The following is a 26,776-nucleotide window of genomic DNA, read 5'->3' on the forward strand; positions in this document are numbered from 1 at the left end:
AATAAAGATATGCTATAAAACTAATAAAGTCAATGTTAATAATATTACGAATGTAACAATTAATAAACAAAAAAGCAGATGTATACTCATCTGCTTTGTACTTTTAAATTTAATAGATTAATTCCAAGTTATCATTAATTCAGTGATTGAATCCCCTTTTGTCATCGATTTTGTAGGTGATATTTTAACATTTTTACATCCAGTAATTTCAAGCGCTTTTTGAATCCACCCAAAAATTCTGGCCTCCAGTACTTCATTGTTTACAGGTAACTTTGTTACAATCATTATTACATGCTTAGCTCCTGTTTCTTTAATTGAAAGAACAGCAGGATCATAATACGAGGGTAGTATTTGACCTGCACGTGCAATAATGAACTGTGGTGTTGCCAACTTAACAAATATTTTATATACCCCTTTCAGTGCCGATTCTGAGCTATACCTGCCTGTTTCCCAACCAGCTTTTATAACATCACCATTAAAAATAACCTTACCTATTGCAATTGTTGGCTCTATAGCAGCATCTTTTACTGAATACCAATCGGAAACATACACTGGTTTGGACATTATAACTCTTGATGCCTCCGGCATTGCTTTTAGCCATTCAGCGTACTTGCTGCTGTATTGAGTTTGAACAAACTCTTGAATAGATCTAACGGCTGTTCCTTTTACATGCATATTGAGTAGTTTAAATTGATATTAAGATGGATAATTAAAATATTGAGCAAAAAACACTTGAATACAATAAAAATGAAATTAATGCCTTATTATTGCAAGTAAAGAATTCTTAAACAGAAAACTGATATCATAATTACAGAAAAATTGCAATGGTGATATGAATCATTTTTTTAGTTGATGTGCAATTATACTTATCTTTAAAATCGATATTCTTTCTAATTTAGCTATAAAATAATAGAAAAATGAAAAAATGTATTATCCTCATTCTTCTTGTCTTTTACACGTTGTATGCATTTAGCCAAGTAAATGAAACTTATGAAACAGGTAAGCATCAAAGCAAATTAAAATCGTCAAATACAGTAATCTATAATCCAAAAATGGATGCCTATAATGTGGTGTACTATGGGCTGAATATTGAAGCATCAAACTTAACTAGTACAATTTCCTCTGGAAGAGTTATTATCAAAGCAAAAGCAGAGAATGCCCCTTTAACGGAATTCGTAATCCAGCTAATAAACGAACTTACAGTTTCTCAGGTAAAAATTGATGGGCAAGTAGTAACCTTCTCCCATGTAAACAATGAGATTTCCTTCACCTGCCCAATACCAATTCCAGTTGGAGAGCTTTTTACAGTGGAAGTGGAATATTCGGGAATACCTGTTGGAGCAGGATGGTCAAATACGGTCGCATCGAACTGGAATATGTCAGTAACATGGACATTATCCGAGTCATTTCATGCTTACGAGTGGTTTCCAGTTAAACAATCGCTAACGGATAAGGCAGATAGCGCAGATATCTACGTTACTGTTCCATCAAACCTTAAAGTAGCCTCAAATGGCTTACTAAAGAATGTTGCTGATGTTGGAGGTGGAAAGAAAAGGTTTGAATGGCAGTGCCGTTACCCAATTGACTATTATCTTATTTCAGTAACTATTTCCGATTACATAGAATACAATATTTATGCAAATCCAACTGGTCTTGGTAAACCATTGCTAATTCAAAACTTTGTATACAATGTTAGTAGCTGTTTGGACATATACAAAAACGCAATTGATGGTACTCCGGCAATAATTGAGTTGTACTCAAACCTCTTCGGGATGTATCCTTTTTCAAATGAAAAGTATGGTCATGTTATGGCTCCTTTCGGAGGTGGCATGGAGCATCAAACAATGACAACTGTTGGCTCCTTCTCAAATGGATTAATTGCACACGAACTCGCCCATATGTGGTTTGGCGATTATGTTACCTGCAAAACATGGCAAGATATATGGATTAACGAGGGATTCGCCTCATATGCCGAGTATATCAATCTTCAAAATCTTAACAGTCAGGCTAATGCAGATTTATGGATGGAATCTGCTCATTATAGAGCAAAACTGAAACCAAATGGTAGTGTTTACCTTGGAATTGCTGAATCTACAGATGAGAATAGGATTTTCAGTACCGAACTCTCCTATAAAAAAGGTGCATGTATTATCCATATACTTAGATATGAGATAAATAACGATTCTTTATTTTATTCAATACTTAAACAATTTCTTAATCGTTTTGGTCATTCAACCGCAACAGGTGAGGATTTTAAGACGGTTGTAAACGAATTAACTGGTCAGGACTATACATGGTTTTTCGACCAGTGGTATTATGGGTATGGTTTCCCTGAATTCACAATCAAATATGGTTACACTGGGAGTCAGAGTTGGGTTGCCATTTCGCAAATCCCTTCAAACCTATCAACGCCCTTGTTTAAAACATCTATGGATTTAGTTCTTAAGTTTAATGATCAAACAACATCAACGCAAAGAATCTTCATTTCTGAAAATCCACAAATCTTCACCTTTGATACGCCAAAGATTCAATCGTTACAAGTTGATCCATTGAGTTGGCTCTTATGTAAATTTGGTTCTATTGAATCAAATGATGCAGATTCCTGGGTTACCATAGATCAAAACCCCTTTTCCAATAAGATTCAATTCACTATTCTACAAGACTACCAAAGCATTAAAGTTTCCATAACAGATATAACTGGAAAAGTACTTTACAACCTATCATTCAACAGCCAATTTTTTGAAATAGATACTTCGAAGTTACCCAAAGGAACTTACATAATAAAAGTTTCAGATGGAAATAGATATGCAGTAAAGAAGATAGTCAAAGGGTAGTAATAATTCTTTATTCGAAATGCTAACGATGATAAAACTAACCAACTTATGATAATTGAGATAATCAAAATATATTAAAACAAATGGCTGTAAAAAAAATTCTATCTCTTGGAAATCCAATGCTCTATGAGAAATCAGCAGAGATTTCAATCAATGAACTCGATTTGGTAAAATCCACAGTTGTTGATTTGCACGATACACTTATCGATTTTAGAAAGCAATATAATTGTGGTAGAGCAATTGCCGCTCCACAATTAGGCATTATGAAGCGGCTTATTTACATGTATATTGATAAACCTATTGTTTTTATTAACCCCTCTCTAGATCAATTTAGCCCCGAAATGTTCGAAGTTTGGGATGATTGCATGAGCTTTCCAAATCTTTTAGTAAGAGTTAATCGATATAAAAGCTGTAGAATTAAATTTAAGGACACTAATTGGCAAGATCAGAAATTAACCTTTAGCAATGATCTTTCGGAGCTAATACAACACGAATACGATCATCTTGATGGAATTCTAGCGACTCAAAGGGCTGTTGATCAATTTTCGTTTGCACTAAAAAGTCATGTAAAGGTTTAAAGGATCTAAAGTCATCTCCCAAAAAGTAAAACAATAGTGAAAGATCAAAATTGCATAATTCTATCCTTTCAATTACTTTTATCGCAATTCAAATATCCTTAAAAAAGTTTTTATGACTCAAAAATTCAAAACACCAATAGTTCCAATTACTATCCTTGCTGCGCTATTCTTTATATTCGGTTTTGCCACTTGGTTAAATGGTACGCTAATTCCTTACCTTAAAATTGCTTGCGAACTCAATACCTTTCAATCTACATTTGTTGCATTCGCATTTTACATCTCCTATTTTGTAATGGCAATACCATCGTCATGGATATTAAGATTTACAGGGTTTAAAAAAGGTATGATGGTGGGCTTATTAGTAATGGCTGTTGGAGCATTAATATTTATACCAGCTGCAAATACTCGTACCTATGGATTGTTCCTAACAGGGCTATTTGTTATTGGTACAGGATTATCTTTACTTCAAACAGCATCAAATCCTTATATCACTATAATTGGGCCTATTGAAAGTGCTGCAAAAAGGATTAGCATAATGGGTATCTGCAACAAAGTTGCCGGTGTGCTTGCTCCTATAATATTGGGTGCTATAATTCTTTCTGATGCTGATACTCTTACCAAGGAACTCCAAGGGTTGGATTCAGCCGCTAGGGCAATTCGGCTTGATGAGATTGCAGCAAGGGTTATAAATCCATATATAATCATGGCAATAATCCTCACAGGTCTGGCATTGATGATAAGGTTATCGCCACTTCCAGAAATTGAAATGGAGCAAAATGAAAATGATAATCAAAAACCTGCGGAGGATAGAAAAAGTGTTTTCATGTACCCCAATCTTGTACTTGGCGTTATTGCAATTTTCTTATACGTTGGTGTAGAGGTAGTAGCAGGAGATACTCTTCCGTTGTATGGACAATCGCAGGGTATTGCACTTTCGGAGGCACGATACTTCACCTCTTTTACGTTAGCCGCTATGGTAATTGGGTACATTATTGGAATTATAACAATCCCTAAATTCATATCTCAATCCAGAGCATTAGCCATTTCGGCTGGTACTGGAATTATTTTTAGTCTCTGCGCAATTTTCACAAATGGCTATACATCAGTTTTGTTTATCGCACTACTTGGTTTAGCCAATGCGCTTATGTGGCCTGCAATATGGCCTTTAGCAATACATGGTATTGGTAAATACACAAAAATTGGGTCTGCACTGCTGATTATGGGTATTGCCGGAGGTGCTGTATTTACGGTTCTTTGGGGTCGCCTATCGGTGATTCAGGCAATTGGACACCAACTGGCATATTGGATTATGATTCCATGCTACTTGTTTATACTCTACTACAGCATAAACGGGCATAGAATATTAAGTTGGAGAAAACTTAGAGCTAAAAATTAGTACCTACATTTGGTTATTGAGTTCGTTTTAAAACATAAAAAATGAAAAAATTAAGATTCTCCCTAGCCTTAGCACTTATTCTATTTGTACAATTATGTTGGGCTCAGCAGCCAAATAGTAAATGGGAAAAATGGAATTTTCTGATGGGAGAATGGGTTGGCGAAGGTAACGGGCAACCCGGTAAAGGGGGTGGATATTTCTCGTTTAATACCGATTTGGATGGAAATATTCTTGTACGCAAGAGTCACACAGAATTCCCTGCAACATCCGATAAGAAAGCCTCCGTTCATGACGATTTAATGTATATCTACACAGATTATACTGGGAATATCTCAAAAGCAATTTATTTTGATAATGAGGGTCATGTAATAAACTACTCGATAACCTATTCGGAAAACTCAATAGTGTTAACAAGCGAAGCAATACAGAATGCTCCCAGATTTCGCCTTTCATACATTGTAATCGATAAGGATTCGGTTAATGTTCGGTTTGAATTTGCTCCACCTTCAAAACCCGATGATTTTAAAATCTATATCGAAGGGAAAAGTGTAAGGAAAAAGTAACCCACAAACTATCCTAAATACCATTCTCGTGATTAGAGAAATGAATGATACCGATGACTCCAGAGTACTCGAAATTTATAGCATGGGTATTGAAACGAGGAATGCGACGTTCGAAACATCTGTGCCAAGCTGGAAGGAATGGGACTCAAAGCATCTGAAGCATTCAAGATTTGTATATGTGGAAGATGGACTAATTCTAGGATGGATTGTCTTTTCTCAAGTATCATCTCGTTATGTTTATAGAGGGGTTGCCGAGGTGAGCATTTATGTCGATTTAAAATATGGAGGGAAAGGTATTGGCTCTAAACTAATGGAAACAGGCATAAAATCCTCCGAAGAAAATGGTATATGGACTATTCAATCGAGCGTATTTCCTGAAAATGCTGCAACTCTAAAGCTCCATCAAAAATTCGGTTTTAGAATTATTGGAAAACGTGAGCGAGTTGCCTCGCTTGATGGTACTTGGAGGGATACCATATTGCTTGAACGAAGAAGTAAAATTGTTGGGAATTAGTATAATATCTCTGTTTTGTTTTAATATAATAATGCGAATTTTAGAGTAGAAAAAAAGGCAAAAAACACAATCAATAACTCCGCCATTTAAGACGGAGTAGATTGAGAAAGGGGAATAGGGCTTTAGCCCAACATCAATTAAATTAACTATTACAAAATAAAATGATACAATTATTTAATTAACTGAGAAAGTTGCTGAAATAAACAAACTAAAATCAAGGGCTAAAGCCCAGATAATTTAATGATTACAGCCTTCGCCTTAAAAGGTGGAGTTATTGATTCAACAATTAATTGACATAAGTAAATGTCTAACTTAATTTTATTTTCGTGAAAAAAACATTCGAAGATGTAGTTTTCGAAAAGATTCAACCTACCGATGGTTATAGCAATAAATACATTGGTTGTACATTCAAAAACTGTGATTTTTCCAACGTTAATTTTGGCATAGCCGAATTTATCGATTGTATATTCATCTCATGCAACCTAACAATGGCTAAGTTCGATAGCACAACACTTAGCAGGGTTAAATTTGATGCTTGTAAACTATTTGGGGTCGATTTTAGTAAATGCTCCAAATTACTTTTCTCCGTATCATTTGAAAACTCAATTTTGAACTACTCTCTCTTCTCCAGGAATGATTTAAAAAATACAGTATTCAATAGCTGTAAGCTAATTGAGACGAATTTTATTGAAACAAACCTCACATCGACAAAGTTTCTTAATTGCGATCTCGAAAAAGCGCTCTTTGATAGGACAAATCTTGAAAAAGCCGACTTTTCCACTTCTCAAAACTATACCATAAATCCTGAGTTGAATAAGCTCAAAAAGACCAAATTCTCAATGCCAGATGTTATTGGCCTTTTACGAGGTTTGGATATTATTATTCAAGAGTGAATCCGTTCAAATAATATCAACTTGGATTATCGTATATGTCCAAAGGAATGTTCTATAATTTATCTCTAATATTGGTATAATCATTTGATGATTTACTAATATTACTATTTTTGAGCATAAGGATATATATGATTTAACAAAGACAAGTCGTTTTAAAGATTTTTTCAATTTTGAAATTATAAGTTTTGAATATGGAAAACTTTCCAAAAATTGAATTACATGTTCACCTGGACTGTTGTTTAAGCTATGATTTTGTGGCAAAGAGAAAAAAAATATCTCACGAAGATTTTATTAAGAATTTTGTTGCTGGCGATAGCTGTTCAAGTTTAACCGATCATTTGAGCTATGTACGTAATGAATTAGAATTACTTCAAACAGAGATAGATTTAAAAGATGCAATAACAGATCTATTCGATCAGTTTAAGAGCGACAACGTAATTTATGCCGAAATACGATTCTGCCCATTACTACACTCGGAAAAAGGGCTTTCTCCCGAAGAGGTTGTTAAAATATTAAGCGATGCCGTAGTTGAATGTCAGGAATTATATAAAATCGAAGCCAATTTAATCCTAGCAACCCTTAGGGAATACTCACCTGAACAAAGTCAGCTCATTTACGATCTCGCTAAAAAAAATATGCATAAGAAAGTTGTTGCAATCGATTTAGCATCCGATGAAATAAAATACGGAATAGGCAATCATATTGGAATTTATAAATCAGCAATGCTCGATAATGTTAATAGAATAGCACATGCCGGTGAAGTTAACGGGCCAGAAAGTGTTTGGGAAACAATCAAAAATCTGAATCCATCAAGAATTGGACATGGGGTAAAGAGCATTGAGGATAGCGAACTAATAAACTATTTAATTGAAAAAAATATTCACCTAGAAGTTTGCCCTTCCAGTAATTTAAAATCTAAAATCTACCCCAATTTAAAAGAACATCCCATAAATGAACTCTATAGAAAAGGCATTTCTGTTGGAATAAATACCGATGGTAGAACCATGACATATACAACATTAAATAATGAATATCAAAATCTGATAAACGCATTTGGATGGGAGAAAACCGATTTCCTGAAATGTAATATAAATTCTATCTCCGCTTCATTTTTAGATAATCACAAAAAAGAGAAATACATTGAACAGCTAATTAATTCATATAAATAAATACGGACACAGCATATCTTCTTGATTTTTTGGTACTTTTTTATCAAGAAAAAAGTACAATAAAAACAATTACAGCATATAGTTTCCAAACAAAGTTCATTTAATCTGTTTACACAAGCTTCTTTACATCATTCATTTGCTCCTTTCTAATATATTGTCTAGTTTTGAATAGCATAATAGATATACCTTACTATATTAACTTACCTAATCTGAGACTTATAACCTTTATTTTATGTATTTATTCTTTGATACCGAAACAACAGGTTTACCAAAAAATTGGAAAGCACCTATAACTGACCTTAAAAACTGGCCACGTCTTGTACAACTAGCATATCTATACTATGACGGAAATGGTAACAAAATTTCGGATGGTGATTTTATAATTAAACCCGAAGGATTTACCATCCCAGCAGATGCATCTCGTATTCATGGAATCTCAACAGAAAGGGCACTTAAAGAGGGTAAATCATTAAAGGAAGTTTTAGAACACTTTCATTCATTAATTGGTAAAGCAGAGGTTCTTGTTGCGCATAATATGAGTTTTGACGAAAAAATTGTAGGTGCCGAATTTTTAAGGATTGGAATGCAAAACTCAATTCCCACAAAAAAGAAAATATGCACAATGCAAAGCACCACAAATTTTTGTGCCCTTAATGGCCCTTACGGTTATAAATGGCCAAAACTGTCGGAGCTACACTACAAACTATTCAAAACAGGATTCGACGAAGCGCATAATGCAGCAGTAGATATAACTGCAACAGCAAAGTGTTTTTGGGAGCTAAAGAGAATTGGAAAGATATAGTTTGAAGTTTTCTAACTGTTAAAACCGGTTAGAAAATTTCTAATTTGCATTAACGCCCTTAAAGAAATTGTTTCAAATCAAAAAAGCCCTCTTACCAAGGGCTTTCATTTTATTACAATCAACAATCTCTCTACATCTTCTCCGGCACATCAATTCCAAGCAACCACATACTTTTCCGTATGGTATCGCCAACAATTTTGGAAAGTGATAACCGTAGAGCTTGAACATCCAATTTTTCTTCCTTTAGGATTGGGAAATCGTGGTAGAACTGGTTGTACTCCTTGGTAAGTTCATAAGCATAGTTAGCCACAAATGATGGGCTTAGCTCCTTCCCTGCCAGCTCCACAATAGTAGGAAATTCGCTTATCAGCTTAATCAGTTCAATCTCCTTTAATGCTGTAAAACCTTGCATTGAGATTGTTTTTGGTAGGTTAATACCCAACTCCTCCGCTTTGCGAAGTACTGAACAAATTCGAGCGTGGGTGTACTGAATAAATGACCCCGTGTTCCCATTAAAATCAATTGATTCGCGGGGATTAAAGGTCATATTCTTTTTAGGATCAACTTTAAGAATAAAGTATTTAAGCGCACCAAGTCCAACCATACGGCTAATTGCGGCAGCCTCATTGCTATCAATACCATCGAGTTTACCCAGCTCAGCGGACATATCGTGGGCAGTTGAAACCATCTCTTCAACCAATTCATCGGCATCAACAACTGTTCCTTCGCGCGATTTCATCTTGCCTTCAGGTAGCTGAACCATCCCGTAGGATAGGTGAAACAGGTTATCGCTCCATTTATAGCCTAGCTTTGCCAGTATCAGCTTAAGTACCTGAAAATGGTACTCCTGCTCGTTCCCAACAACATAGATATGCTCATCGAGATGATGCTCATCAAAACGTTGAATGGCAGTACCAATATCCTGAGTTATATATACCGATGTTCCATCGGAGCGCATTAGAATCTTCTCATCAAGCCCATCATTGGTAAGGTCAATCCAAATAGATCCATCATCCTTACGCTTAAACACCCCTTTATCGAGTCCCTCCAAAACAGTTGCTTTTCCTAAGAGATAAGTCTGTGATTCGTGATATGTTTTATCAAAGCTAATTCCAAGCGCTTTGTAGGTTTTTTCAAATCCATCGTACACCCAACCATTCATCCTCTCCCACAATGCATAAATCACAGGATCTTTAGCCTCCCACTTGCGGAGCATCTCCTGAGCCTCAAGCATTAAAGGTGCTTTGGTTCTTGCCTCCTCATCCGATAACCCTTTCGATTTTAAATCTTCAATCTGCAATTTATACTCCCTATCGAATCGAACATAGTAGTCGCCAACAAAATGATCGCCTTTCTTTCCCAATGATTCTGGGGTTGCACCATTACCAAACTTCTGCCATGCCAGCATCGATTTACAGATATGAATACCTCTATCGTTAACAAGGTTCACCCTTTTAACGTTATTACCATTCTTTTCGAGGATTCTGGAAACCGAAAAACCAAGTAGGTTATTCCTAATATGACCCAAGTGAAGGGGTTTATTGGTATTAGGCGATGAAAATTCAACCATCACGCTCCTCCCCGATGCACCCAATGGCAAAAAGCCATAATCACTGGTCAGGGAGATATTGGTAAGGGTTTCTGCCCAATATTCATTGGACATCGAAAGGTTAAGAAATCCCTTTATTACATTGAAACGAACAATCTGCTTACAATTATCAACCAGATATTGACCAATTTCCTGAGAAGTTGCCTCTGGATTTTTCTTTGATATTTTAAGCAAAGGAAAGGCGACCAAGGTATAGTCGCCTTCAAATTCCTTTCGTGTTTTCTGTATTTGCAGCTGCGAAGCGTCAGCAATCACACCATATAACTTCTCAACTGCTATTTTTGCTTCATTTTGAAGAAATAATTCTGTAGACATTTTTGTCTTTAGTATCTAGTTAAACTCACGCTTCATTCCTACCATGACAAGCCTTGTACTTTTTACCGCTTCCGCAAGGACAAGGATCATTACGACCAACTTTTTTCTCAACACGGATAGGTTCATGACGTTGTTCCTGAGTATTTGAACCTGCATTTAAGGCATCGGTGCGGCTTGTCTCATACTTGCTCATATCGAGTTTACGATGTTGACGAGCTTCCTGAACCTGACTTGGATCCCTTGTAGGAATAAACGCTTTAACCAGAATTGATGCAACATCCCTATTCATCTTATCGAGCATTATTTTGAATAGTTGGTACGCTTCGAATTTATAGATTAATAGAGGATCCTTTTGCTCATAAGTTGCGTTCTGAACGCTCTGCTTAAGTTCATCCATTTCACGTAAATGCTCTTTCCAATAATCATCAACAGTCATTAAACTAATGGATTGGCTGAATGAGCGAGTAAGCTCTTTTCCTCCCGATTCGTATGATTTTTTAAGGTTTGTTACAATTTGATAAACCTTTTGACCATCGGAAATTGGAACTACAATATTTTCATATAATGCCGACTGCTTCTCATATACCTCTTTTATAACAGGATAAGCTTGATTTGCAATAGTTGCAGATTTATGTTTATACGAAGCTAATGCCGATTTATAAATACTATCGGTTAAGTCACTTGCGTTTATCTGGAGATATTCTTTCTCATCAATAGGAACTTCAATGGAAAGATTTCTAATAAGATCTAAATTAAAATCTTCATACGAAGCGATTCCATGATTATCATTTACAACTGCCTGACAAACATCGTATAGCATATTTGCCACATCAACATCTACACGTTCGCCAAACAGAGCATGACGACGACGTGTGTAGATAACCTCACGTTGTGAGTTCATTACATCATCGTACTCGAGCAAACGTTTACGAGTACCAAAGTTGTTCTCTTCAACCTTTTTCTGAGCACGTTCAATCGATTTTGATATCATTGAGTGTTGGATAACCTCACCCTCTTTTAGGCCCAGTCTATCCATAATCTTAGCAATACGATCGGAGCCAAAAAGTCTCATCAATTCATCTTCAAGCGATACAAAGAATTGCGAAGTACCTGGATCTCCCTGACGACCAGCACGACCTCGAAGCTGACGGTCAACACGACGTGATTCGTGACGCTCAGTACCAATAATAGCCAAACCACCAGCAGCACGTACCTCGGGTGTTAACTTGATATCAGTACCACGACCAGCCATATTTGTAGCAATGGTAACAGTTTTAGGTCTACCTGCTTCAGCAACAATATCAGCCTCACGTTGGTGAAGTTTAGCATTCAAAACGTTATGCTTAACACCCTTTATTTTGAGCATTCGGCTTAATAACTCCGAAATCTCAACGGATGTTGTACCAACAAGAACAGGACGATTATTATTTGTTAGACTTACAATTTCATCAATAACGGCGTTGTATTTTTCACGCTTGGTTTTATAAACCAAATCTTCCATATCCTTACGAACTACTGGACGATTTGTGGGTACTACAACAACATCAAGTTTATAGATTGTCCAGAATTCACCAGCTTCAGTCTCAGCAGTACCTGTCATACCGGCTAGTTTATGGTACATCCTAAAGTAATTCTGAAGTGTAATGGTTGCAAAAGTCTGCGTGGCAGCCTCAACCTTTACCTTCTCTTTAGCCTCAATAGCCTGATGCAAACCATCGGAATAACGTCGTCCCTCAAGAATACGACCTGTTTGCTCATCTACAATTTTAACCTTGTTATCCATCACCACATACTCAATATCCTTCTCGAACATGGCGTAGGCTTTCAGCAACTGATGAACGGTATGTACACGTTCCGATTTTATTGAATAGTCCCTTAGTATAGTCTCTTTTGCTTCTAATCTTTCCGCAGGGCTTAAACTACTCTTCTCAAGTTCTGCTACTTCGCTACCAAAATCGGGAAGAACAAAGAACTTTGAATCTTCCGAAGAACTGGTAATTAAATCAATACCCTTATCGGTGAGCTCAACTGAGTTTAACTTTTCGTCAATAACAAAGAAAAGGTCATCAGTAACAACATGCATGTTTTTGTTATTGTCCGACATATAAAAGTTCTCCGTTTTAAGAAGAAGAGCTTTCATACCCTGCTCACTTAAGAATTTAATAAGTGGCTTATACTTTGGCATCCCTTTATGTGCTCTGAGAAGCAGTTTTCCTCCTTCTTCAGTTTTTTCCTCTGATATTAGCTTTTTAGCATCAGCAAGAAGTTGGGTTACGTAATTACGCTGTGCACTTACTAACTTTTCAACCTTTGGTTTATACTCGTCAAACATCTGATCATCTCCTTTAGGCACAGGACCAGAGATAATTAATGGTGTACGAGCATCATCAATAAGTACAGAGTCGACCTCATCAACAATTGCATAGTGATGCTTGCGCTGAACAAGATCTTCAGGCGAAATGGCCATGTTATCGCGGAGATAATCGAAACCATACTCGTTATTAGTTCCAAAGGTAATATCCGCTAGGTAAGCCCTACGACGTTGCTCCGAGTTGGGTTGATGCTTATCAATACAATCAACAGACAAGCCATTGAATTCATAAATTGGGCCCATCCACTCCGAGTCACGACGAGCCAAATAATCGTTAACAGTTACCAAGTGAACACCTTTACCTGCCAAAGCATTTAAGAATACGGGTAATGTTGCAACAAGGGTTTTACCCTCACCTGTTCCCATCTCCGATATCTTTCCTTGATGCAGTACAACACCTCCCAAAAGCTGAACATCATAGTGAACCATGTCCCAAACAACCTCATTTCCGCCAGCCATCCAGCGGTTTTTATAGATTGCCTTATCGCCCTCGATGGTAACAAAATCTTTTTTAGCGGCAAGATCTCTATCAAAGTCATTCGCAGTTACAACAATTGTCTCGTTTTCCTTAAAGCGACGAGCGGTTTCCTTAACGATTGAAAATGCCTCCGGTAGAATTTCGTTAAGAATCTCTTCTATCTTAACATCAATCTGCTTAATAAGTGAATCTACCTCAGTGTAAACCTTTTCCTTCTCCTCATAATCAATCCCCTCGGTCTCCATTTGAGCCTTCAATTCTGCAACTTTATTCTCTTCCGCAGAAATATATTCCCTAATCTTTTTCTTTAATCTCGAAGTTTCACTTCGAAGTTCATCGTTACTAAGGTTAACAAATCGTGGATATGCCTCCTTAATCCGATTAACTATTGGCATCAACTCTTTCAAATCGCGTGCGGATTTGGTACCAAAGAGCTTAGCAATTATACCATCTATAAAACCCATTATCTTGATATTTTTAGACTACTTTTTTGAATCAGCAAATTTAACCGTTTTTTTCGATTTGCCAGAAGGTTAATCATTCTCAAATAGTATGCAAAAGCAAAAAGGGCACATTTTATTGCACCCAAAATGGAATTACATGACATAAGCTGAAAATAATCTCTAATTTTATGCTATTATGTCATGATTGTCGATAAAATAGTTATGCTTTAGGAGTAGCTGTAGGATCAACGAAAACTCGAAGTTTTAGTTCACGGTCTAAAAGCAGTAATCCATCCCCTTTACCCCCAACAAGGCGTAAATTATCAACTATGGCTTGTGCATTTGCTTCCTCTTCAACTTGTTCATCAACAAACCACTGTAACATACTTTTTGATGCATGATCTTTCTCTTCAATGGCAACATCCATTAAATTATTTATTAACGCAGTAACATGCTGTTCATGCTTTTGTACCTCTTCGAAAGCTTGTAATGGATCATTCCATTTCTTTGGAACATCAGCAATTTGAGCAAGAATTGGGCTTCCTCCTCTTTCGATTAAATAATCAAAAAATTTGAGTGAATGTGCAACCTCTTCCTGCCATTGAACTCGCATCCAGTTAGCAAAGCCACTTAATCCAATTGAAGCATAATAGGCTGACATGGATAGGTATAGATAAGCAGACCAAAGTTCAGCATTTATCTGCTTGTTAATTGTTTCCTCAACCTTTTTTGATATCATATCTTAATGAATTAGTTTTTAATTTAATAAGTAAACAAAAATACTTAAAATATGCTCAAAAAAATATTTAATTAATTCAAGTTGTTAGTTATGGACAAAACGAAAGATTTAAGAACAAGGATTAACAAATTTTGATTTAAGAAGATATTTGAAATTTAATATCATATTTCTAAATATGAGTGTTTTGTTCATCTTTACTTCAAAAATCCTAAATCGTTAATCGATATTCGTTAATCAATTCTTTAAAAGATTGTTATATGTAGCAACTAGGATTAATTAGCTGAAATCGAGGTTAAGTTGCTGCTTTAGTTTTGCTAAGTTCGGATTTTTTTGAAGCATAAATTTGAACTTATCGTCTGAGGTGTAGAGCCTATTCTGAACTTGTTGCTCTTCAATAATTTCAACTATATTTAGCTGTTTATTTTTAAGTTGGTTACGGATATATTGTAATAGATCAGGTTTTATTTCAGAAAATAGATCAACCTGCAATTGACTTTCTAGAACAATTTCAATTTTATAATCATCAATAAGGTGAGGTTGATATGATTGTAATATACTGCTATGGTTTGGTTTATCATCTTTTATCTGATTGGTAAATAATCGCCAACTATTAAGAAGATTTTCTTCAGATACTATCGGAACATCAGCATCAATAATATTATTACTACCGTATTCATCAGAAATAGGTTCAGCAATAATTTCTGAATTTTCTACTTTACTTTCAGAGGAAGTGCCATTTACGGCATTTTTTATTGAAAATGATTTGGGCGCAACTCTATTTACTTGAGGTTTAACTGGTGTTTCATTCAAAGATGAGCTAATTGGTTTCTTCGGTAAACTTTTCTTTACCTCAGGTTCAAGATGAACATCATCTACATCTTGGTTACTATCTTTTTTTTTTTCCTGATTAAGACCGCAAAGTTTAATCAGCATCAATTCAACATGAAGTCTTTGATTCGTGCTTTGCCGGAATGTTACATCGCATTGATTTGCTTGATCTAATGCGCTAATCAAAAAATCTGGTGGGCAAATAGCAGCCATGTTTTTATACCTCTCAGCTATTGCTGCTCCAACCTCCAATAAAGAGAGCGTTTGGCTATCCTTGCAAACCAGCAAATTTCGAATGTGATTGCTTAATCCTGATACAAATTGTTGAGCATCAAAACCCTTTGATAAAAGTTCGTCAAAAATTCTTAATGAATCGGTGTAGTTCCCGCTATTAAAGTTCTCAGTCAATTTAAAGTAGTATTGATAGTCGAGAACATTTAAGTTTTCAATTACATTGTTGTAAGTAATATTATTATCGCTAAAACTTACTACCTGATCAAATATAGATAATGCATCTCGCATTGCTCCATCGGCTTTTTGAGCAATGATGTTTAATGCCTCTACCTCATATTTAACTCCTTCATTTTTAGCAATATGTTCTAAATAGGTAACAGTATCTTCAACCTTAATTCTATTAAAATCATATATCTGGCAGCGTGAAAGAATGGTAGGAAGTATTTTATGCTTCTCCGTTGTTGCCAATATAAATATGGCATGAGCGGGTGGTTCCTCAAGTGTCTTTAAAAAAGCATTAAATGCCGATTGGGATAGCATGTGCACCTCATCAATTATGTACACACTATACTTACCAATTTGAGGAGGGATTCTTACCTGTTCTATCAGCTTACGAATACCCTCTACCGAGTTATTGGAGGCAGCATCAAGTTCGTGAATATTAAATGAACGTGAAGAATTAAATGAAACACAACTTTCGCACTCGTTACAAGCTTCTATTTGAGGACTTTGATTTAAGCAGTTTATTGTTTTGGCAAAAATTCTAGCACAAGTGGTCTTTCCAACACCTCTTGGACCACAAAACAGGTAGGCTTGAGCAAGATGTTTCCTCTGAATTGCATTTTTTAAAGTAGTAGCTATTGATAGCTGCCCAACTACGCTATGGAAGTTAGATGGACGGTATTTCCTTGCAGATACAACAAAATTCTCCATAATTAGTAATAATGCGCTTTTTTAAATGCGATTGAAGATGACAAAAATAGCTAAAATGATTTTAGGGACTTCAATAATAAAAAAATGATTATGTAGATTATTGTGTTATAAACAATTAAATTATCAACAGGCGGCGGGTAAATAAATCAATTATCAAAATAAATCAACTGAGATATTTTGAATAAATGCTGTATAGGTTATCTCCCTACCAATCTTTGTTTCAGAAAGAAGCATTAAAACAGGAATTTCTTTTCCACTTTTGGATGTAATATTAATCTCCCGACGCTGACCAACGATTTTCTGTTTCTGAGGATCAAGATATGCATCAAGAAATTCATCCTTTCCATCAATTTCATTAGGGAAAAGTAAGCGTATGTTTTGTCCAATAATGTAACTCTTGCTAACTTCAAATAATTGCTCAGCAGCATTATTAAAGAAGTTAACAATTCCATCCTGATCAGTTATAACCACAGCATCAAGGAAACCCTCAAGTATCTTCTCATTTCTTATTTTAGCCTTTTCAATTTCTTTAAATTGATTTTTAACTTCCTCGCGAGCTTGGCGAAGTTTTCTGTTAAGTTCAACCTCATTCTGACGGAGTAAATCTTCTTGAACCATCAAGCGTTCAGTTTGTTCTTTAGTTTCTTTCTCCATCACTTTCTCCCGGGTAATATCATTGGCTATGAAAATAACCTTGGCAATCTCTTCATACATATCTTTTACAACAGAGAAAGTAACTCTAAACCAACGCTTTTCATCTGCTTTTGTTAAGAATTTTATGGGTCCCTCAAAAGAAATGCCATGGGTAAGATCATCCCATATCCTTTCAAGGTTTTTACGATCGTTTTCCGCCACAAAATCATAAATAGATTTTGTTTTGGCTTCATGAAAATTATATCCGGTAGTTGCTAAAAATTTCTCGTTAGCGTCTAGTAACTCACCTGTTGGAGAGAATTCGCTTTTTATGCTAGAAATGTTAAGTGCGTTTATTTGTCCCTCAAAATCTAGACTTTGTTTCTTTTGATCTGTAGTATCTATAGCAAGGAATAGCACCTTCTCAACTCCTCCAAACTGATTTCGAACACATGTATAAGTTGCAATTGTCCATAGATCTTTACCACTTCTGGTAACATGTTTCATATCTCCTTCAAAATGTTTACCTCCTTTAGCAAGATTTTTCCAAAGATCATCAAACCAAAGTCTATCCTTCTTATTGATAAACATATATATATGCTTTCCCTCAACTTCGCTATTACTACTGTATTCAAGTTTGTTAAGAAAACGAGTATTTGCGTATAGTAATGTTCCATTAACATCATACTCTGCTCGAATAAGAGTATGGTTAACTGAGTTGGTAAAACTTATAAATTTTTCCGCTTGCCGAGATGCTTCCTCCTGAGTGGCTTGTAACTCTTCCATATTTTGCCGCATTTGCTCCTCCTGAGCCGCAAGAATTTCAGATTGGTTCTGTGATTCACGCAAAAGTTTGGAAGTTCTAATATTGATCTTTACAGTTGCTATAGTTGATGCAATACTTTCAGCAACCTTTTCAATAAAATCTATCTGATATTTTTCAAAAACATTAAAAGTAGCTATCTCTAATACACCATGAATCTCGTCGCGAACTTTTAAAGGAACAACTAGTAAACATTTAGGGTTTGCCCTACCAAGACCCGAAGTAATATTCAGATAACTATCTGGTACTTTTTTAAGAAAAATAGTTTGAGCCTCTAATGCACAGGTTCCTACAATCCCTTCCCCCCACTCTACTCGTTGATCTGCGAATTTTCTACGTTCATAAGCATAACATGCTGTTTGTAAAAAATGCTTATCACCAGGATCATTATCCTCTAATAGGTAGAATCCACCCTGATTAGCATCAATATATTTTACTAAATTACTAATGACTTGATAGGATAATTCTTCCATATTATCATTATCCGAACGAAGAATTTCACCGAATTTGGCCATTCCCTCTGCGATCCAATTTCTCTGTTCATCCTCATTCCTTCTAGTAATTTCCTCCTGTTTGCTTACTTTAAGGTTATCTCTTAGGTTAACAATGGATTTTCCAAGAATATCAGATTCATCAAGAACGTAATCAGCATCGATATCACCTCCCCTTAATTTCTCAACAAAACGGTAGAGTTTTCGCTGGCGAGAAAGTTCAGTTTCTAAGTTATCGTTTAGTTCGGTTTGAACAATTGAAACATATCGGACAAAATAGTATGAAATAGTAGCAAATAAAAAAGGTAATAGATCTAAAAAGTATAATATTGGCGCTACCCTATGCAGTTCTAAAACACCTGGTAAGGTTAAAGCTATTTTATATATAAGTGCTTCAATTAAAAAAATAAAAAACAATAGAAAAAGTCCAACAAAAACCCCGATCAGGGTATATCTAAACACAAATGATTTTGAGTATTTACGATCCATAATAGTCGAAAATTTGACTAAAAATAGATAATTTTTGATTCTAATGATACGTTGCGATTCTTTTTTTTAAAAGAATCAAATATTTTCAATTCAATAATATTTATATCGACCTAGTATTTAAACAGATGGCAGGTTTTATAAAAGGGTAAAAGGTGATATCGACTTTTTGGAATATGTTTAAACAATTTACCAGCTTGGTTTTAAAATAAAAGGTGCAATACTTTCTAAGGGTAGAATCTTATCTACTACACCCAATTTTATGGCTTCTTTCGGCATTCCAAATACAATACAACTATTTTCATCCTGTGCAATCGTTTTGGCGCCTGCATTTTTCATTTCCAGCAAACCTCTTGCCCCATCATCTCCCATACCTGTCATAATAATCCCAATGGCATTTGCACCAGCATACTTTGCAGTACTTCTGAAAAGAACATCAACAGATGGGCGGTGACGATTCACCAAAGGACCCTCTTGTACTTCAACAAAGTACCTAGCTCCGCTTCGCTTTAAAAGTGTATGATAATTACCAGGTGCAATAAGCGCATGCCCTGGTAGAACAGCATCCCCGTTTTTTGCTTCTGCTACAGTAATTTTACATATTTCATTTAACCGATCTGCGAATGATTTTGTAAATTTTTCAGGCATATGCTGTACTATTACAACTCCAGGGCAATTAATCGGTAAGGCTTGTAAAAATGTAGTTAACGCTTCAGTTCCACCTGTTGATGCTCCAACTGCTATAACTATTTCAGTGGTTTTTAGCATACTATTAGCACTAACCAGTGGGGATAAGATAACATCTGCTGATAATTTCGGTTGTACATCAGGGACATCGGTAATTTTTCTTCTCCTGATTTTTGAATTTGCTGCTGCCTTTATGGCATCACAAATCCGAATTTGCGATTCTTCAATGAACTGTTTTGTGTTCATCTGAGGTTTTGTAATGATCTCAAGAGCACCATACTCCAAAGCTCGTATCCCTGTTTGGGTTCCAGCCTCAGTTAAACTTGAGATAATTACTACAGGTATTGGATGTTGAGACATTATTTTTTTCAGAAAAGTCAAACCATCCATTCGAGGCATTTCTACATCTAAGGTTATTACATCCGGAACTTCTTCGGCTATTTTTTTCGCAGCATAAAAAGGATCTGGTGCAGTTCCTAGCACCTCCAACATAGGATCTGTAGCTATAATTTGAGATAAACTCTGCCTTACAACAGCAGAATCATCAACTATCAATACTCTAATTTTTTTTGACATCTACTTAAAGTATATGTGGTTAAACCAGATTATTTTTACAAGCATCTTTATTAATAAAGCGTTGTTTTACTTCCCCAGTAAAAGAATCAAACTCAATTTTACGTCCGAGTTTACCGCCAACGCTTTTAGCTACTATGGGAATCTTAAATTCGCCAAGCATTTCATACGCTATAGCAATATTTCTAGACCCAATATTAAAAACTTTTATACTTGATTCAATCACTTCTGCTCCACCAAATACTTTAGCAATTAGGTTACTTTTTTGTGAACCAAGAGAAAGCATTTTATCAACCAATTTTTCTGCAGCGATATTGCCATACTTTGGGCTAGCAAGACCTTGACCATTCCATAAAGGTAGCATAAAATGGTTTATGCCTCCTATTTTGAGGATGGGATCATATAGACATATTGCAACACATGAACCTAATATTGTATTAACATTTGTAGGTGTACGGCTTGCGTATAATGTTGATGGATAAAGAAAATATTGTTGAATTTCAATCATTTACTAATTTCTAAAACTCTTCAACATCACTAAAAAAAGTCTCGTTTGCATCGGAAGCAAAACCTTCAGATCGAGCATCTGATTCAGGTATTACAATCGTAAAGCAAGCTCCTTTCTCAATTTCGCTATCAACCTCAATTCGACCTTTAAGCATATCTATTAAAGCCTTAGAAACAGATAATCCAAGTCCATGTCCCCTATTTATGGAGTTAATCCCTGAATCGAGACGATTGAAACGATCAAAGATTATGGCATGATTTTCTTTTGAAATTCCGATACCATAATCCTTTACATATATTTTCAGATCATTTTCTGCTACCCAAATTTTGATGTCTATTTGATTATTCTCAAAACTAAAGTTGATTGCATTCCGGGTTAAATTTGAAAGTATAAGCTTCAATTTCTCTGGATCGGTTTTAAATACAAAACTTTTAGTTTCATCTGGTCCTTCTTGGTGTTGAACTTTAAAAATCAACTTTTTTTTCTTTGCCTCATATTTAAATGATTCTAAAACACTATCTAAAAGGTTATTAACATCTACAGTAAAAATTTCCGGGTAAATATCACCAGCTTCAATCTTTGCCGCAACAAATATGTTTCGGAATTGAAAATCGAGGCTAAAAGCTTCCTCATGAATGAGTGCAATCATCGAAAAAACTCTTTTCCAATTCTCTTTATCAACAGAAAGAATTGCTTTAGACAATCCAAGAATTGAGGTGAAAGGATTAATAATCTCGTTGGTTATGTTTGAAACAAAGTGACTTTTTAGCGATTCTGACTCTTCAAGCTTTTTATTTACCTGAATTAGCTCTTCGTTAAGGTTTTTTAAATCCTCGAGAGCTTTTTTATTTTCCTCAAATCGCTGCTTAAGTTCAGCCAATAACTCACTGTCGGATAGTTGATTAGTCATGATCTTAGTTTTGTTTAACTATCTAATAACCTGTCATTTAATAATGTAACTAGATCTTTTGAAATATAGTTGGCTTAATCTGTTTTAAAGGAACTTTCATATTCAAAATAGACTCTGAATGCCCAAGAAAAAAATATCCACCTTGATTAATCTTTAGACATATTTTATTAATAACTTTCTCCTGAGTTTCACGATCAAAGTATATTAGTACATTCCTGCAAAAAACTACGTCAAATTTATCTTTCAAATTATAGTAATCGTCCATAAAGTTTAGTCGTTCAAAATGAACCTTGCCTCTTAAATGGGGCGAAATTTTTACAGTTGGACTTATACGTTCTTTACTACGAAGTAGGTATTTTTGTTTTAAAGAATACGGAATACAAGCTACTCTATCCTCTTTATAGATAGCATTTGCTGCTTTCTGAAGAATTTTTGTTGAAATATCTGTTCCCAAAATTGAGAAATCAAAAGTTGGATTCTTTTCTAAGAATTCACATATAACAATTGCAATAGTATAAGGTTCTTCACCGCTAGAACATCCTGCGCTCCAAATTTTGATATTCCTATTAATCTTTAAATTACTTACATACTCCGGAAGAATTGTTGATGTGAGAAAATCAAAATGAGTTGGCTCCCTAAAAAAATCTGTTTTGTTTGTGCTTACCACATCAAGCATGTGGATTATTTCATTATTTGAGCCCTCCTTACTAAAAACATAATTACAATAATCTTTGAAAGAATTAATTCTCAATTCTTTCAATCTTTTCTGAAGTCTACTCTGAAGCATTACCTTTTTAATAGGTGGCATCTTGATACCACTTTCATGGTAAATGAAACTACTCAACCTATTAAAGTCTTCTAGAGTTAGCTCTGCTTTATATATATCATTTAGCAATGGTTCAACCATCTAGGAAATAATTCTTAAAAATGACAATCACTAAAAAAAACTAAAAACTATATTGAACAACAATCAGTAGTCGATAGTTACTCGTTATTTTGGGATTTAAAATTACACCTTTGTTGTTGTTGTCAACAGTGCCATATGCAGAAGCAGTATATTCAAACTCTATGGAAATCTGAAACTTATCTTTTATATAGCTAAACGATGGCGAAAATCGATACATATAATCAATATCCATTCCACGGCTATAATACTTATCCTTTATAAAATTATCAGTTGTCCCAAGGTTTTTAGCATAACCAAAAAATAAACCTAACTGGTATTTTTTACCATAGGTAATATTTCCGAACATGAATAGATGATTTGTCGGTGTATAGGTTTCTTTGCCCGTTAAACTATCAAGGTTACTAACAGCATACCCTCCAAGGAGAAGATGTTCATAAAGGTTTTGACCCAATATCCCTTTTACTTTTACTGCTAATTTTGAAGTTTGATATTTCATATAAAACATACCTGAGTATGAATTTATTTGCTCATTGGTTACATACTTTAGCGTTGGCGTTTTTACTGAAGTCGTAAAAAGCCTTGGTCTCAGGGTTTTATAGTCAAAAGAACCTCCAAAAGTAAATGCACCGCTGTTTAACTGCAAGTTAGTATTTAAATTCGGTTTTAATCCATTCCTTAGATATGTAGATGATGCATCACTTGGCCCCAAGTTCCTGCTATCACTCTGATATACTAGTGATAACGAAAATAATAATCCTTCTGTAAGTTTTTGCTTAAAGGTTAACTGAGGACTACGATTAAAGCTTTGAAAAGGAGCACCTGTATTTAAGCTAATAACTGAAGGAAAAACATCAGTTACAAACATAGGATGCCATGTTAATCCGAATAGCAGTGAACTTTTTTCCCACTGCAACTTGGTATATGCATGACGAAGCCTAATGCTAACTAGTGAGTTAGTTCCTGAAATGTTATTTATTCCAGTAAAATCGCCCTCAAGCACTATTATAGATTTAGCTTTAAAAAGACTAGGCATGGTTACATTTGTCCTAATTCTCGAAGCCATTGCAAGGGCATTTATATTTGGAGCTGCCTGAATATCTACTCCATTTGCATCCAATTCTGGTTTCTTTGGATATAATAGTAATATACCATCAACAGCATCAACAACTTGACGAGAATCATACCAGTAATCGCCTCGAAAAAAGCCACTGAAGTCAATTTTTATTTTTTCAATTTTAACCGAATCAGCTGTATTGGCTAGAACATTCGAACATGAAAAAAAAAGGAGACACAAATAAAAAAAAAATCTTTTCATAAAATTATTTGGACAAATCTTTCTAAACATAATTAATTTACTATCTGAATTTTCCGGGTTAATTCTAATGGGTAGAAAAGAAAATTTTCAAATAACGGGTAAATAGATTCATACATTAAAACTATTCAATTTCAACTATAGCTGTTGAGTCCTCTGTTTCCTTAGTTTGAACTTGAATATTTGTTAACTCATTACTTGAAAATACAGCATCCATATTAAGAATCATAATGAATTTATCATCAATGTTTGCAACCCCTTCAATAAATTCTGATTTATATTTACTTCCAATGCTTGGAGCTGGCATTATCTGGCTATTGTCTAATTCTAATACAGCCTGAACCGAATCAACAAGTGCCCCAACATGAATTGAGTCCCCATCCATTTCTATATCTAAAACTATGATACAGGTATTTGTTGTATATTCAGTTTTTGGCATTCCGAATTTTATTCGAGTATCAATTACAGGTAAAACAGTACCACGTAAATTAATAACACCCTTCATATACTCAGGAGCCTTTGGGACTTCCGTAATTTTGGTCATTTCAAGGATATTCAAAACTTTTCCAACATGGGCAGCAAATTCTTCTTCTCCAAGTTTGAATGAAAGAAAAGTGTTAATTTTTGTAATATTTTCACTATTCATGATTTTCCCTCCTAACGATTATTTAAGTCCAAGTTCATTTAAAACTAACTACAAATAGTTTTCAATTTTAGAAAATAGTTTAATTATTTTATTGGTGTCCAAAACCAGTGCAATTGATCCATCGCCTAGAATGGTAGCGCCAGAAACCATCTCTTGCTTCTTGTAATGTTTGCCTAGAGGTTTTAATACTGCCTGATATTCACCAATTACGGTGTCTACAATAAGACCTACTCTATTTTCCTCATAATTAATAACAATTACCTGCTCAATATCCTGCACCCCATCCGGTAAGCCAAATTCCCTACGGATGTTAAAAAAGGATACCTGCCTTCCTTCTAAAACTAATACATTATTAAATGTTTCATAGATTTTTTTCCGATCAACTGCAAATATTTTATCAACAGAAGATAGTGGAATTACGTAATGAGTTTCCTCTACCTTTATTAGCAATCCATCGATAATTGAAAGAGTAAGAGGTAATTTGATAGTTATGGTAGTTCCAACTCCTAGTTCGGACTCAATTTCAACCTCCCCGCGAATATCAGCAATCTTACGTTTTACAACATCCATTCCCACACCTCTACCCGATACATCTGTTACTTTCTTAGCGGTAGAAAAACCTGGTATAAAAACGAGATCAAGTATTTCCTTTTTAGTAAGTTTCTTATCAGGAGGTATAATTCCCTTTGCAATAGCCTTCTCTCTAATAATGTCAGTATCAATACCTGCTCCATCATCTGATATTAGAATATGAACATTTGCTCCTGAGTAGAATGCTTTGAGCAATATCTTTCCTTGTTTTGGTTTGCCTTTTTTGATCCGTTCCTGTACCTCTTCAATACCGTGATCCAAACTGTTCCTAATAATGTGCATTAAAGGATCCGATAAACTTTCAATAATGGTTTTATCAAGTTCTGTCTCTGCTCCGTCGGTCACGAATATTACATCTTTCTTTAGCTCATTTGATAAATCTCGAACTAAACGTTGAAAGCGGGTAAGCATATTCTCAATTGGAATAAGAACAATGCTAAATGCGGTATCTCTAAGTTGACGCGAAAGTTTTTGTACATTCTCTGAAATACTCGTTAAGCCTGGAATATTATTTTGTTCTGCAAATAAAGTTAATCGAGCTTGTGTTGTAACTAATTCTGAAACTAAATTCATTAATGAATCTAGTTTTTCCGAAGAAACTCTAATACTGGATATTGATGTATCCTTTAATCCAACTTTATCTCTTTTAATTGTTGCTGCTTTGCTTTGGAGAAATCGCTTTTTAGTATCCTCTGCTATTTTTCTAATAGTTGCTAATCCAATATCTTTTTGAATTTTAGCAATTCGAGTAACTTCATTTATAAAAAAATCATCATCGAGTAAATTACCTTCTGCTATACTTTGTATTTCAATGGTTGATTCACCTTCTACAAAAATAAAAATGTCGCTAATATCTGCCTCGTTTCGGTTTGTAACGAGAATAATCTCCCAATAAATATAGCAAAGAAGGGGATCGAACTCATTTAGCAAAGGGATTTTGTTTAGATGAGCATAAACTTTTGCTTTACCTAGCGAATGAATTTCATCAATTAAATAAAGTGGATTTGTGCCGTTTTTAAAAATTCCACTAGAAGGTATAAACCGAATAAAAAATGTTTTTTCTTCAAGTATTTCTTCAATATCTGCTTCGCTTAGATTCGATTCATTAGGGTTTTCAGAAGCAGTTTCTGATTTAATCAACCTAGATACCCGGGAGACAAGCGCATTATGAAGTGTTAGAAAATCCGGATCATTATTGTTATTTTCATCGAGAAGAAGTTTAAGATGATCAACTGATGATAAGGTAATATCTAGTACTTCTCTCGTTAATTTTAACTTTTTGCTTCGAATGAGATCATATACTGTTTCAAGATCATGTGTATAATGATCAATAAGATCGAAACCAAACATACTGCTATTCCCTTTTAGAGTATGCATTACTCGGAAAACTTGTTGAATCAGCCCTGGATCTTCAGGATTTTGCTCTAAAGCTAAAAGGTTTTTTTCTAACCCTTCAATTAAATCGGTGGCTTCCTCAATGAATTTTTTCTTAAAGTTATCCATACCTCTT

21 protein-coding genes are annotated in these 26,776 nt (G+C 34.9%); 8 read left to right on the top strand and 13 right to left on the bottom strand.

What is annotated here, in order from left to right; all coding sequences use genetic code 11:
• Nucleotides 1-117 precede the first annotated feature (117 nt).
• The gene (locus tag HOO91_14460; GenBank protein NOU18755.1) at nt 118-675 is read right to left on the bottom strand and encodes a hypothetical protein; all 558 of its coding nucleotides are present in this window, start codon (nt 673-675) and stop codon (nt 118-120) included.
• A 242-nt stretch (nt 676-917) separates the two neighbouring features.
• Between HOO91_14460 and HOO91_14465 the strand changes: the two genes are divergently transcribed.
• The 8 genes from HOO91_14465 to HOO91_14500 all read left to right on the top strand — a co-directional run bounded on the left by HOO91_14465 (nt 918) and on the right by HOO91_14500 (nt 8,749).
• Nucleotides 918-2,834, top strand: a complete 1,917-nt coding sequence (locus HOO91_14465; GenBank protein NOU18756.1) for a T9SS type A sorting domain-containing protein — start codon at nt 918-920, stop codon at nt 2,832-2,834.
• An 83-nt stretch (nt 2,835-2,917) separates the two neighbouring features.
• The gene (locus HOO91_14470; protein ID NOU18757.1) at nt 2,918-3,412 is read left to right on the top strand and encodes a peptide deformylase; all 495 of its coding nucleotides are present in this window, start codon (nt 2,918-2,920) and stop codon (nt 3,410-3,412) included.
• Between the two features lie 112 nt (nt 3,413-3,524).
• On the top strand, nt 3,525-4,808 hold the full coding sequence (locus HOO91_14475) for a sugar MFS transporter (GenBank protein NOU18758.1): 1,284 nt from the start codon (nt 3,525-3,527) through the stop codon (nt 4,806-4,808).
• Nucleotides 4,809-4,849: 41 nt separating this feature from the next.
• On the top strand, nt 4,850-5,371 hold the full coding sequence (locus HOO91_14480) for a hypothetical protein (protein NOU18759.1): 522 nt from the start codon (nt 4,850-4,852) through the stop codon (nt 5,369-5,371).
• A gap of 40 nt (nt 5,372-5,411) precedes the next feature.
• Nucleotides 5,412-5,885, top strand: coding sequence for an N-acetyltransferase (locus HOO91_14485; protein ID NOU18760.1), 474 nt, complete (start codon nt 5,412-5,414; stop codon nt 5,883-5,885).
• Between the two features lie 326 nt (nt 5,886-6,211).
• Nucleotides 6,212-6,778, top strand: coding sequence for a pentapeptide repeat-containing protein (locus HOO91_14490; GenBank protein ID NOU18761.1), 567 nt, complete (start codon nt 6,212-6,214; stop codon nt 6,776-6,778).
• A gap of 191 nt (nt 6,779-6,969) precedes the next feature.
• Nucleotides 6,970-7,947 carry an adenosine deaminase gene (add, locus tag HOO91_14495; GenBank protein NOU18762.1) on the top strand — a complete coding sequence of 326 codons (978 nt, stop codon included), beginning with the start codon at nt 6,970-6,972 and terminating at the stop codon, nt 7,945-7,947.
• A gap of 232 nt (nt 7,948-8,179) precedes the next feature.
• Nucleotides 8,180-8,749 carry a 3'-5' exonuclease gene (locus HOO91_14500; protein NOU18763.1) on the top strand — a complete coding sequence of 190 codons (570 nt, stop codon included), beginning with the start codon at nt 8,180-8,182 and terminating at the stop codon, nt 8,747-8,749.
• Between the two features lie 130 nt (nt 8,750-8,879).
• Here the strand turns inward: HOO91_14500 and HOO91_14505 are convergent, their stop codons facing one another.
• From HOO91_14505 to HOO91_14560, 12 genes are all read right to left on the bottom strand, one after another.
• A complete protein-coding gene (locus HOO91_14505; GenBank protein NOU18764.1) occupies nt 8,880-10,673 on the bottom strand; it encodes an arginine--tRNA ligase in 1,794 nt (597 codons plus the stop codon).
• Between the two features lie 25 nt (nt 10,674-10,698).
• On the bottom strand, nt 10,699-13,986 hold the full coding sequence (gene secA / locus HOO91_14510; protein NOU18765.1) for a preprotein translocase subunit SecA: 3,288 nt from the start codon (nt 13,984-13,986) through the stop codon (nt 10,699-10,701).
• Between the two features lie 199 nt (nt 13,987-14,185).
• Nucleotides 14,186-14,704, bottom strand: a complete 519-nt coding sequence (locus HOO91_14515) for a ferritin (GenBank protein NOU18766.1) — start codon at nt 14,702-14,704, stop codon at nt 14,186-14,188.
• Nucleotides 14,705-14,980: 276 nt separating this feature from the next.
• Complete coding sequence (locus HOO91_14520) at nt 14,981-16,699, bottom strand: DNA polymerase III subunit gamma/tau (GenBank protein ID NOU18767.1); 1,719 nt, start codon at nt 16,697-16,699, stop codon at nt 14,981-14,983.
• A 153-nt stretch (nt 16,700-16,852) separates the two neighbouring features.
• Nucleotides 16,853-19,135, bottom strand: coding sequence for a PAS domain-containing protein (locus HOO91_14525; GenBank protein NOU18768.1), 2,283 nt, complete (start codon nt 19,133-19,135; stop codon nt 16,853-16,855).
• Between the two features lie 186 nt (nt 19,136-19,321).
• The gene (locus HOO91_14530) at nt 19,322-20,395 is read right to left on the bottom strand and encodes a chemotaxis response regulator protein-glutamate methylesterase (GenBank protein NOU18769.1); all 1,074 of its coding nucleotides are present in this window, start codon (nt 20,393-20,395) and stop codon (nt 19,322-19,324) included.
• Between the two features lie 19 nt (nt 20,396-20,414).
• Nucleotides 20,415-20,900 (bottom strand): chemotaxis protein CheD, encoded by a 486-nt coding sequence (locus tag HOO91_14535; GenBank protein NOU18770.1) that lies wholly within the window; start codon nt 20,898-20,900, stop codon nt 20,415-20,417.
• 10 nt (nt 20,901-20,910) lie between these two features.
• Nucleotides 20,911-21,810, bottom strand: a complete 900-nt coding sequence (locus tag HOO91_14540; protein NOU18771.1) for a HAMP domain-containing histidine kinase — start codon at nt 21,808-21,810, stop codon at nt 20,911-20,913.
• 49 nt (nt 21,811-21,859) lie between these two features.
• Nucleotides 21,860-22,717 (bottom strand): chemotaxis protein CheR, encoded by an 858-nt coding sequence (locus HOO91_14545; protein ID NOU18772.1) that lies wholly within the window; start codon nt 22,715-22,717, stop codon nt 21,860-21,862.
• Nucleotides 22,718-22,757: 40 nt separating this feature from the next.
• Complete coding sequence (locus HOO91_14550) at nt 22,758-24,032, bottom strand: hypothetical protein (protein NOU18773.1); 1,275 nt, start codon at nt 24,030-24,032, stop codon at nt 22,758-22,760.
• 121 nt (nt 24,033-24,153) lie between these two features.
• Nucleotides 24,154-24,675 (bottom strand): chemotaxis protein CheW, encoded by a 522-nt coding sequence (locus HOO91_14555; protein ID NOU18774.1) that lies wholly within the window; start codon nt 24,673-24,675, stop codon nt 24,154-24,156.
• A gap of 48 nt (nt 24,676-24,723) precedes the next feature.
• A complete protein-coding gene (locus HOO91_14560; GenBank protein NOU18775.1) occupies nt 24,724-26,769 on the bottom strand; it encodes a chemotaxis protein CheA in 2,046 nt (681 codons plus the stop codon).
• Nucleotides 26,770-26,776 lie beyond the last annotated feature (7 nt).

Source organism: Bacteroidales bacterium (assembly GCA_013141385.1).
GTDB lineage: Bacteria > Bacteroidota > Bacteroidia > Bacteroidales > Tenuifilaceae > UBA8529.

Coding starts and splice junctions, on each gene's coding strand:
- HOO91_14460 (NOU18755.1), bottom strand. CDS start 675: ATGCATGTAAAAGGAACAGCCGTTAGATCTATTCAAGAGTTTGTTCAA.
- HOO91_14465 (NOU18756.1), top strand. CDS start 918: ATGAAAAAATGTATTATCCTCATTCTTCTTGTCTTTTACACGTTGTAT.
- HOO91_14470 (NOU18757.1), top strand. CDS start 2,918: ATGGCTGTAAAAAAAATTCTATCTCTTGGAAATCCAATGCTCTATGAG.
- HOO91_14475 (NOU18758.1), top strand. CDS start 3,525: ATGACTCAAAAATTCAAAACACCAATAGTTCCAATTACTATCCTTGCT.
- HOO91_14480 (NOU18759.1), top strand. CDS start 4,850: ATGAAAAAATTAAGATTCTCCCTAGCCTTAGCACTTATTCTATTTGTA.
- HOO91_14485 (NOU18760.1), top strand. CDS start 5,412: ATGAATGATACCGATGACTCCAGAGTACTCGAAATTTATAGCATGGGT.
- add (NOU18762.1), top strand. CDS start 6,970: ATGGAAAACTTTCCAAAAATTGAATTACATGTTCACCTGGACTGTTGT.
- HOO91_14500 (NOU18763.1), top strand. CDS start 8,180: ATGTATTTATTCTTTGATACCGAAACAACAGGTTTACCAAAAAATTGG.
- HOO91_14505 (NOU18764.1), bottom strand. CDS start 10,673: ATGTCTACAGAATTATTTCTTCAAAATGAAGCAAAAATAGCAGTTGAG.
- secA (NOU18765.1), bottom strand. CDS start 13,986: ATGGGTTTTATAGATGGTATAATTGCTAAGCTCTTTGGTACCAAATCC.
- HOO91_14515 (NOU18766.1), bottom strand. CDS start 14,704: ATGATATCAAAAAAGGTTGAGGAAACAATTAACAAGCAGATAAATGCT.
- HOO91_14520 (NOU18767.1), bottom strand. CDS start 16,699: ATGGAGAATTTTGTTGTATCTGCAAGGAAATACCGTCCATCTAACTTC.
- HOO91_14525 (NOU18768.1), bottom strand. CDS start 19,135: ATGGATCGTAAATACTCAAAATCATTTGTGTTTAGATATACCCTGATC.
- HOO91_14530 (NOU18769.1), bottom strand. CDS start 20,395: ATGTCAAAAAAAATTAGAGTATTGATAGTTGATGATTCTGCTGTTGTA.
- HOO91_14535 (NOU18770.1), bottom strand. CDS start 20,900: ATGATTGAAATTCAACAATATTTTCTTTATCCATCAACATTATACGCA.
- HOO91_14540 (NOU18771.1), bottom strand. CDS start 21,810: ATGACTAATCAACTATCCGACAGTGAGTTATTGGCTGAACTTAAGCAG.
- HOO91_14545 (NOU18772.1), bottom strand. CDS start 22,717: ATGGTTGAACCATTGCTAAATGATATATATAAAGCAGAGCTAACTCTA.
- HOO91_14550 (NOU18773.1), bottom strand. CDS start 24,032: ATGAAAAGATTTTTTTTTTATTTGTGTCTCCTTTTTTTTTCATGTTCG.
- HOO91_14555 (NOU18774.1), bottom strand. CDS start 24,675: ATGAATAGTGAAAATATTACAAAAATTAACACTTTTCTTTCATTCAAA.
- HOO91_14560 (NOU18775.1), bottom strand. CDS start 26,769: ATGGATAACTTTAAGAAAAAATTCATTGAGGAAGCCACCGATTTAATT.